This window comes from Chitinimonas sp. BJB300, from assembly GCF_002735695.1.
Lineage (GTDB): Bacteria > Pseudomonadota > Gammaproteobacteria > Burkholderiales > Chitinimonadaceae > Chitinimonas.
Genome location: NZ_PDZH01000058.1, coordinates 22,335 through 29,086 on the forward strand (window position 1 = coordinate 22,335; position 6,752 = coordinate 29,086).

Annotated in this window: 7 protein-coding genes and 1 tRNA gene; 2 read left to right on the forward strand and 6 right to left on the reverse strand. The window is 49.3% G+C overall.

Going from position 1 to position 6,752, the window contains the following annotated elements:
• Positions 1 to 7: 7 nt before the first annotated feature.
• From CSQ89_RS11585 to CSQ89_RS11600, 4 genes are all read right to left on the reverse strand, one after another.
• Entirely contained in the window at positions 8 to 796 is a 789-nt protein-coding gene (locus tag CSQ89_RS11585; protein ID WP_099406320.1) for a hypothetical protein, read from the reverse strand.
• Positions 793 to 1,392, reverse strand: a complete 600-nt coding sequence (locus CSQ89_RS11590; protein WP_099406321.1) for a PAAR domain-containing protein — start codon at positions 1,390 to 1,392, stop codon at positions 793 to 795. The genes CSQ89_RS11585 and CSQ89_RS11590 overlap by 4 nt, the downstream gene beginning before the upstream one ends.
• A gap of 444 nt (positions 1,393 to 1,836) precedes the next feature.
• Positions 1,837 to 3,387 (reverse strand): radical SAM protein, encoded by a 1,551-nt coding sequence (locus CSQ89_RS11595; protein ID WP_255435391.1) that lies wholly within the window; start codon positions 3,385 to 3,387, stop codon positions 1,837 to 1,839.
• Positions 3,380 to 4,153, reverse strand: a complete 774-nt coding sequence (locus CSQ89_RS11600) for a prolipoprotein diacylglyceryl transferase (protein ID WP_222103430.1) — start codon at positions 4,151 to 4,153, stop codon at positions 3,380 to 3,382. The genes CSQ89_RS11595 and CSQ89_RS11600 overlap by 8 nt, the downstream gene beginning before the upstream one ends.
• Here CSQ89_RS11600 and CSQ89_RS22075 point away from each other — a divergent pair.
• Together CSQ89_RS22075 and CSQ89_RS11610 are read left to right on the forward strand one after the other, a co-directional pair.
• Positions 4,109 to 4,468 carry a hypothetical protein gene (locus tag CSQ89_RS22075; protein ID WP_139022934.1) on the forward strand — a complete coding sequence of 120 codons (360 nt, stop codon included), beginning with the start codon at positions 4,109 to 4,111 and terminating at the stop codon, positions 4,466 to 4,468. The two genes, CSQ89_RS11600 and CSQ89_RS22075, sit on opposite strands and share 45 nt — an antisense overlap.
• A gap of 567 nt (positions 4,469 to 5,035) precedes the next feature.
• Positions 5,036 to 5,120: transfer RNA gene (locus CSQ89_RS11610), tRNA-Leu, on the forward strand.
• A gap of 40 nt (positions 5,121 to 5,160) precedes the next feature.
• Here CSQ89_RS11610 and CSQ89_RS11615 read toward each other — a convergent pair.
• Complete coding sequence (locus tag CSQ89_RS11615) at positions 5,161 to 5,919, reverse strand: site-specific integrase (RefSeq protein ID WP_199065457.1); 759 nt, start codon at positions 5,917 to 5,919, stop codon at positions 5,161 to 5,163.
• Positions 5,920 to 6,084: 165 nt separating this feature from the next.
• Positions 6,085 to 6,752 (reverse strand): IS21-like element helper ATPase IstB (istB, locus tag CSQ89_RS11620; protein WP_199065460.1); only part of this gene is annotated, 668 nt, incomplete at its 5' end.

Genomic DNA, 6,752 nt, shown 5'->3' on the forward strand with positions numbered 1-6,752 from the left:
AGGTCAATTATTTCTCTGGCCAAAAGTAATCGAAGGTTTCGTTTGCACCAATGCCAGCTAATGCAGCGCCTACGATAACACCCAGCCCAACAGCTAACCAACCAACTGGGCCGCTTGCGATAGCAACAATAGCTGCGCCACCAGCAGCCCCACCAGCAATGCCCGCACCAAGTCCGGTAGCCTGCTTAGCCGCTTCACGCGGCTTATCGTCAGCAGTGGCTACTGAGTAAACAGCGATTGCCAATGAGGCAATCAACAGAGCACGCCCAGCATTGCCTGCAACTCGGCTGACGCGATTTACTGCACCGTTACTTGCTCCAGCCCGATCAATAATCTCCCGCCATACAGCTTCCCTTTCTGATGGGGTCACCGTGGCAAAATCTTTACTGAAAAGCTTCAGCGCATACTTTTGCTCTAATTCGGCAATAGTCTTGCCGGTTTCCTTAAGACTTTTTGAGTAGGCGAGGCCGAAACTCGTTAGGTTGCTTCTGGATAATTCCATAATCTGATTTCGCAAGGCATTCGCCGCTTGTGCTCCCTCATGGGGAGTCAGCTTACGCTGCTTAACAGCATCGATAATTTCATTAACTGCTGCTTGTGTCTTTTTCCTATAGTCAGCCCTGACAGCATCATCATTAATCGCATGCGCTGTAAATGAAGCTAACTCAGATTCAAGGGCTCGGATTGCATCGCCGAACTCATTACTCGAAATCTGCTTAGGCGTCTTATCGCTGACTGGCGTGGACTGGGCAACCTCTCGCTGTACCACCTTAGGATTAAGGGTTTGTGAGGTCATTTGACGTTCTCCGGCCAACCTTCTCCAATAATTTCGACCTGAATTTGGTTAGCGCTTTGCCCTGTATTGATTGCTTTGGTGAAACCTTCCTCATCCGTTACCCCTTCGACAGAGCCGGAAGGGCCATGCAGCCGGTAGCTCTGCTTCGCTAATGGAACGCCTGTTAGATTGTCCAAAAGCTGAAATCTACGGTCAAAGCCAACTGCGGCAGATTCTGCCAAGGTAGCAGAAGTGGCTGCCGCTGATGCCCTAGACGTTGCCCTATCTTGTGTCGGATCCGGTCCACTCCGATATGCATTGTCCGCCTCTACATGGACAAGGAACAGGGTTTGTGAACCGATTAATGTCGCCCCACAGGCGGTCTTATGACCGTGGACCGCTACGGGCATGGTACTAAACATCGTATCCATAACGCCCTCAACAATGGGGTAGGTGCCGTTGCACTTTGGACAGGACACCATGTCGCCGACGCGAGCAATAGGCTTGCCTTCAATGGTAGCTGTCATATCTCCGCCAATGACTTGGCCGCCGTGGTCTGTAGCGTCACCTAAGACGATGATTGGCCTACCCGACATACGCATTACCTGTGAAGTCATCGCATGGGCATATTACCGCTTGCGCGTACTTGACCCGCAAAGGGGCTTTAAAGGCATTGAGGCTCGCTTGCACTGGTGTTGCCTTCCATTCGTTGCTCTACGTCCGCAGAGGCTGCATCTTGCGCGATCTATTGGGCCACATCAAGGGAAGGAAGCCTGTTACTGAATTTTTGGGAGCGTGGGCAGTCTGCTTAAAAAATAGGCATGTTTTAGCCCGTTTCACCCCGGCGCGCGCGCTCGTATCCCCGCCACGCCCGCGCACTTAATAGAGCGGTTTTCATGCACCAGCAAAACTAGGCTAAATCCGCGTCAGTACTGGCGGGGGAAGCGGTCGGAAGGGTGCAAAAAATCATGCGTTTTCATGCACTCTATGCATGCACTTTCACAGCTGAATGGAAACGAGCATGTAATGAGGGGCTGAGTTCAACCCAAAGGAGACAGTCATCACTTGGGTAATTTTGTCTCTATTAAACTTGAGGTATTTTTTTGCTGGGCCACCCATTTAATTGGCACAGGCTCTGTTATTGGCATCGCCCCTGAGGACACATGCCCAGAAGGTGGCTGACGTGCCATAAAGCCTTGTGCCAATGTCTGTCGAATCGCTGCCAGTTGGCTTTGCTTACCATCGCGGTACAGCAAGTTGTAACTCTCGAATGGAATCAGTTTTCCATCCGCCTGTGCAAAGTGGATACAGGACTTTTTCAACGCGCGAACATCGAGAGAATAGGCATCCATGAACTGCACAATCAGAACCCGAAATACATTGTCATAGCGCAACTGCTGTGGTGCAGCAATCATCGGCAAACAGCACATCAATTCTGATAAACAATTGGCCTGTGATTCTGGCGAATGGTTGGTTGAAAACAGCTTGAATATTTGGTTTTTCATGCCTTGCTTGAAGGCCTCATCACGCTCGAATACGATGGTGTTGCTACTGCCTTCTACCAAGGTTTGCGGGTCGAGATAACGTGTCAGTGGCACAACTTTGCCATCCTGCTTCAGGGCATAACCCATCGCCAGTGTGTCTGGATTGCACGGTACAGGCACGATGTCGGATAAGGTAAATAGGCTACTCTGCTCAGTGATCTTGCGACGGATTTCCGATACCGTAAGGCGATGAAGGCGCGGATCATAGTCTTTCACCCTTCCGGCATCTTGAATCGGCTGTAAGGTCACCCCGCGTACACAGGGTTGAGTTAAGGCATAGTCTATAATGGTGCCGATCTCATCATCATTTAGGCCCTTTTTCAGGGTGACTACCAGGGTCGTGGATAAACCAACCTCATTCAGATTTTCCAGTGCTTGACGGCGAATACGGGTTAGGTCTGCGCCCCGCAGTTCTTTATGTGCCTCGGCACGGAAAGAATCGAATTGCAAATACACTTCCAGCCCTGGGGCATAGGTGGCTAGTTTTTTGACAAATGCTTTGTCCTGCGCCAAAACAACGCCGTTAGTATTTATCATTAAATGACGAATAGGCCGGGCACGAGCAGCGTCCAGAATTTCCCAAAATTGTGGGTGCAATGTTGGCTCACCACCCGAAATCTGCACCACATCTGGCGCGCCCTCATTGGCGACAACGGCATCAAGCATTCGCAGCACATCGTCGTACGATTTGTGCGTTAAACGTTGCGTACCACTTTCGGCATAGCAAACTGGGCAATTAAGATTGCAATGGTCAGTAATTTCAATAATAGAAAGGCAGGAATGCTGCATATGGTCAGGGCATAAACCACAATCGTAAGGGCAGCCATACTCCATATGCGTGTTGAAAATTTGCGGCATTTCCGGGTGCTTAACGAATACTTCACGACATAGTCGGTAGTAAGCCACATCATCACTCACCAACACACGCTCGGTGCCATGAGCCGGGCACCACTTGTCCATAAACACTGCCTCATCCTTGAAGAGAATTTTGGCTTCAACGGGATAAAGACAAGTTGAGCAAAGTGAGGTGGTCGTGTCGTAAAACAGATAGGGGCGGATTTTAGCCATTATTTTTTATTCGCCAATGAATTGAAGCGCGAATGACAGCGTGAATAACAAACGGTAGATACAAGATCAAAGCGACAAGACACACCCACTGAATACCACTCCATTGCCAAAGATAGGCATAAGGTACAGGCTTAATGCTATCTACCAACAAACGCCAAACTAAATATCCGGAGAGATACCCTTTAAACAAGAGGCCTGACTGACTATTGAGTTTAGCGCGCTGATGCCACAACCAGCCTCCCCACAGCGCTACAAACAGCATATCGTAAACTTGGGTTGGATGACGCAACACACCATCGCCAAAATTGACCCCCCATGGCAAGGTGGTGGCACTACCATAAGTCGCGTCATGTAAACCGGCCAAAAAACAACCTATGCGGCCAATGATGGTGCCCGCCATGAGTGGCAATACAAAGTCATCCCCTGTGGAGTAGGAAATGCCCACAATACGCTTGGCCACCTCCACCCCGACGAGGCCGCCCAGTAAGCCACCCACAATCGATTGTCCAGAAAACCAGGCAGCGACATCATGGGCACGGGTTGCCCAGAGATGAGGGTACTCAAACCAAAAAACCAGTTTATTGCCGATGGCCGAGCCAAGAATGCAGGCCAGCATAACTACATACGTATTCGTTTCAAATATACCAGGTGCGCCTCGCCGATGACGTAATAGGCGATACATCTGTACCCCAACAGCCAGCCCAAGCCACTCGAAACTACTATGGATGAACTGTGCCACCTTGGCCGAGAGGACAATGCCGTTCATCTGTCATCCGACGGATCGATTATTTTTTCACTACTGGACTCAACCTTATTTGGTGGCGGGGCTATCGCCCGAATTATCGAACGACAAATAAAAAACAAGGTAATTGCAGTGCCAATACCGATTATAGAAAAACTTTGGTCTCCGAACACCAAGCCGATGACACCACACGTACCAAAGCCAACCATCAAATTAGCTGCTATCGCCAAAATAAATATCAATACGATTTTTCTAATCATAAATACATCCTCTCAAAAATCTCCGACTTTGCGCAAACAAAGTATGGAGCAAATTTTCATTTCCATTCTCCCTGAATGACAGGCGTTGACAGCCAGTTTATTTGCACCATCAAAGCTAGGTTTGTTTTAGGTGATGACTATCAAATTAACGGTTGTTAACCACCGGAAGGGGCTATCAACGTGTCCCACCTAGGACAACCGATGTTATTGCACCACCAAGATGTCACGAACGCGTGAGAATGAGAGTCCGAAGTAGAGATAAGGGTAGGACCCTCTGAATTGATATGCAGGTACAGGTTCCAAATTATCTGAATCAAGAATCAGAGATGGTTGTTTACACTTTGAGGCGTCGCTCATTGCATACATTTTAATGCATCGTTAAATGGCCGCTAATGGCTGTTGGCGGTCCTTACGTAAGATTCGGCAGCGAGCCAATCTGTTACCCCTCAACGCGCAAAAACTCCACATTTCGTGTTCTACAATTCGAGGCGCGCTCACCGTAGTTATTAGGCGAAAAAAGCCCAAAAATTTTGAAATTGTAGAAGGAAATTATACTAAGTGCTTGATAACAAAAAAATTAACCACTGATTGCAAATCCGTCCATCCCGGTTCGATTCCGGGACCCGCCTCCACTTTCCAGTCGTATGCCCGGGTGGTGAAACTGGTAGACACAAGAGACTTAAAATCTCTCGGCGAAAGCTGTGCCGGTTCGATTCCGGCCCCGGGCACCAAAAATTCTAGTAGTAGATTCAATAGCTTAGCGCTGCCACGCTAAGCTATTTTTCTTTCTAGATTAGGGCTTGTTTCCTCGGTATGGCTAAAATCTGCCATAAGGTTGTCGATATGCCAGGTGTGCTTGCGAAGGTGGTCGGGCGCTAAATGTGCGTAACGCATAACCATTGCCATGGTTTCCCAGCCTCCTAGCTTCTGAAGTTCGGCGAGCCCTACCCCTGCCTGTATCAGCCAGCTTGCCCAAGTATGGCGTAGGTCATGAAAACGAAAGTCTTGAATCCCTGCTAGCTGACATGCTTTTTTGAATGCACTGTCAGATACACCCTTAAGGGGCTTTCCTCGAAAAGTAAACACAAATTCATGGTGTTTTCCCAAACGAGAAAGAAGCGCTTCTATCGCCGTTTTGTTCAGAGGAACGCCAATGGCGCGGCGTGCCTTGGCTTCATCGGGATGTATCCAAGCAATATGTTTTTGCATATTGATTTGGTCCCACTTTAGGCCATATACATTTGATCGACGCAGCCCTGTAGCCAATGCAATCTGAACGACCGGTACAAGGTGCTTAGGCAAGAAAGAAATAAGCCTCTGTGCCTCTTCGGGAGTGATCCAACGAATGCGACAGGTTGCTTCGTGGAACAGGCTAATGTGAGGGGCTTTTTCTATCCAGTCCCACTCTTTCTCTGCTTTTCGAAGAAGCGCACGTAACAGGGCAAGATATCGATTATGGGTAGCCTTACCTGCTTCGGGAGCCGCTTCAAGAACAGCCTTCTTGCATTGGTCTGCTGTAATTTTATGCAACTGCGTATTGACAAAGAACGGTCTTAAACGTCGAATCTTGGATGCATCACCTTTGATGCTACTTTTATGGCTTTGATCTTTCAGCCATCTAAGTGCAGCTTCATCAAAGGTGTCAAACAGCGCCCAATAGTTACCAGGTAACAGCGTCCAATTCTTTCCATTTACTCAGTACGTCTTCGACCCTTTCTTGCGGTGTTTGAATCGGTAGGAATCATTACCCGTTTCCAGAATGTCGCAGTGATGCGTGATGCGATCCAGCAAGGCCGTGGTCATCTTGGCGTCGCCAAACACCGACACCCATTCGCCGAAGCTAAGATTGGTCGTGATGATCAGGGAAGTCTTCTCATAGAGCTGACTGATCAAGTGAAACAGCAACGCACCACCCGATGCCGGGAAGGGGAGATACCCCAGCTCATCAAGGATCACCGCATCGATCTGTATCAACTGCTTGGCCAGACTACCGGCTCTCCCTTGCTGCTTTTCCCGTTCCAGTTGGTTGACTAAATCAACTGCGTTGTAAAAGCGAACCCGCTTACCCTGATGGATCGCTGCCACACCCAGTGCCGTGGCCAGATGCGTTTTACCCGTGCCCGTTCCACCTACCAGAATCAGATTGTGCGCACTCTCCATAAACGCAGCGCTCGCCAGTTGCTCAATCTGGGCTGGCGGCAGCGAGGTCTCTGACCAGTCGATTCCGGTCAGGTCTCGGTGAATGGGGAAACGCGCCGCCTTGAGCTGATAACGCAAGCTGCGTGCTTGCCTATCCGCCAATTCAGCTTCAATCAGCCGATCAAGCCAAGCTTCTGGCTGCATGGGTTGGCGTGGACCTTCGG

What these genes read in the sequence shown, in the direction of transcription:
- CSQ89_RS11585 (WP_099406320.1), bottom strand. Translation starts at nt 796, where the DNA reads ATGACCTCACAAACCCTTAATCCTAAGGTGGTACAGCGAGAGGTTGCC.
- CSQ89_RS11600 (WP_222103430.1), bottom strand. Translation starts at nt 4,153, where the DNA reads ATGAACGGCATTGTCCTCTCGGCCAAGGTGGCACAGTTCATCCATAGT.
- CSQ89_RS11595 (WP_255435391.1), bottom strand. Translation starts at nt 3,387, where the DNA reads ATGGCTAAAATCCGCCCCTATCTGTTTTACGACACGACCACCTCACTT.
- CSQ89_RS11590 (WP_099406321.1), bottom strand. Translation starts at nt 1,392, where the DNA reads ATGACTTCACAGGTAATGCGTATGTCGGGTAGGCCAATCATCGTCTTA.
- CSQ89_RS22075 (WP_139022934.1), top strand. Translation starts at nt 4,109, where the DNA reads ATGGATGAACTGTGCCACCTTGGCCGAGAGGACAATGCCGTTCATCTG.